Below are 1,694 nucleotides of genomic sequence, written 5' to 3'. Positions count from 1 at the left end.
CTCGATCGGATTCAACAGCAGCAAGACAGACGACAAGCTATGGAAATACCTGAGATTAGTGATCCATGGTCTGTTAATTCTGAGATTAGTGATCCATGGTCTGTTAATTAAGGGAAAGGTTATTTTTTTTTATTCAAAATTTAATTCAAAATCCCAACTTATGGCTATAATGGACTTCCTTCTAGAGAATTTTGAATAAATGCCTGAAAAACTCAAGAATTTCCTGTGTCTCCCAGATTAACAAGATGGAGATATCCGGATATCCCGAAGAGTAGACTCAGAATCGCCTTTATTTCTTTGATATCCAGATAATATCACTATTGTCACGCTTTGGTAATGGGTAAGGTAATTGTGATTACCTTACCCATTACCCATTACCAAAAATAATACCAATGGTTCAGGGTTTATTAAAATGGTTTTTATGATAAATATTTAATAGCAATACGTGGATGATGTATTTGTGAATCTGAAGTACCCATCGGATAATGATCAAGAAGTTATATTAGTAGATAATTAAAAATTTTAGCCAATTTGGCGTTACAGCTAGGGGGGCATGGCTTGTAATAGATTTATACGGAAATAGTTGTGTCTATTCATGGGTTTATTCATGGGTTTATTCATGGGTCTATTCATGGATATACTCATACTTAGCCACATCCTATCTCCTATTTATCCACATCCTATTTATCTACTAGGAGTTTAAAGCCATGTTTAATATGGACAAACCAGAAGAAAATTCCCAAGCAGTTCCCTTTTTTGCCCGCTACCTAGAAGGGCAATGGTGCGAAGAGCTATCTGAAGAGGAAATGGATGATGTTAGAGGCGGTCGCGGTTTTGCGGTCACAGAGAAGTTTCCCTCTGATTATGAAGATGGTGGCGGATGCTTTACTCGGAAGTACCCCTCAGATCATGAAGATGGTGGTGGTGGTCCAGCCTTGACTAAGAAGTATCCCTCAGATCACGAAGAGGGTGGGGGTGGTCCAATCGTGACTCAGAAGTTCCCATCGGATGAAGAAGATGGTGGCGGTGGTCCAATTGCGATCACCCTGAAGTTCCCCTCTGATGCCGAAGATGCTCCCCAGAAGTAATATCGGATCGAGTTGACTATAGCGTTTCCTAATCAGCGTGAGGTACATCTATCGGAATTCTCTACTCATCAGCGACATTGCTTATCCTTTTAAGGCAAAAGGCAATAGGCATGCATGCAATAAGCAATAGTAAAGATGGTTTTACGGGAATCAGATCCTCCCTTTGATAAGTAGGGGGGATCCCTAGTCAAAAAAGACTGTACCTCACCAAATTTATAAATACTATAACACAATTAACAAAGGTCAAGAATTCGATGCAGCAGGTAATTACAGCAAAGCTGAAGTTAAACTGCACACCGGAGCAAAAAGAAAAGCTTCGTGCAGTTACTTTAGCCTATCGTGATGCCTTAAACTATACATCGAAATTGGCCTTTGAAAACGGCAAAATTTCCTATGCGGCTAAGTTACAAAAGCAGGTTTACTACGACATTCGAGAACGCTTTAGGTTACCAGCCCAAATGGCATGTAACGTACCTCGACAGGTAGCTGCAATCTATAAAAATCTCTGGATGAAAGTAGAGCGTAATGCTACTCACTTAAAATCTGGCATTACCAACAAGCGTTACAAAGGGTTAGACACCCCTCCTAAATTCATAGCTCGAACCA

Annotated in this window: 1 protein-coding gene and 1 pseudogene; both read left to right on the top strand. The window is 40.1% G+C overall.

Annotation, left to right across the window (positions count from 1 at the left end; all coding sequences use genetic code 11):
• The first annotated feature begins 707 nt into the window (after nucleotides 1-707).
• Complete coding sequence (locus F6K51_RS36825) at nucleotides 708-1,088, top strand: microviridin/marinostatin family tricyclic proteinase inhibitor (protein ID WP_293031006.1); 381 nt, start codon at nucleotides 708-710, stop codon at nucleotides 1,086-1,088.
• A gap of 254 nt (nucleotides 1,089-1,342) precedes the next feature.
• Nucleotides 1,343-1,694: pseudogene (locus F6K51_RS36820) on the top strand (transposase); the annotation flags it as partial.

This window comes from Moorena sp. SIO3I8 (assembly GCF_010692325.1).
In the GTDB taxonomy this organism is placed as follows: domain Bacteria; phylum Cyanobacteriota; class Cyanobacteriia; order Cyanobacteriales; family Coleofasciculaceae; genus Moorena.
This window is presented reverse-complemented; position numbering and strand designations above follow the sequence as displayed.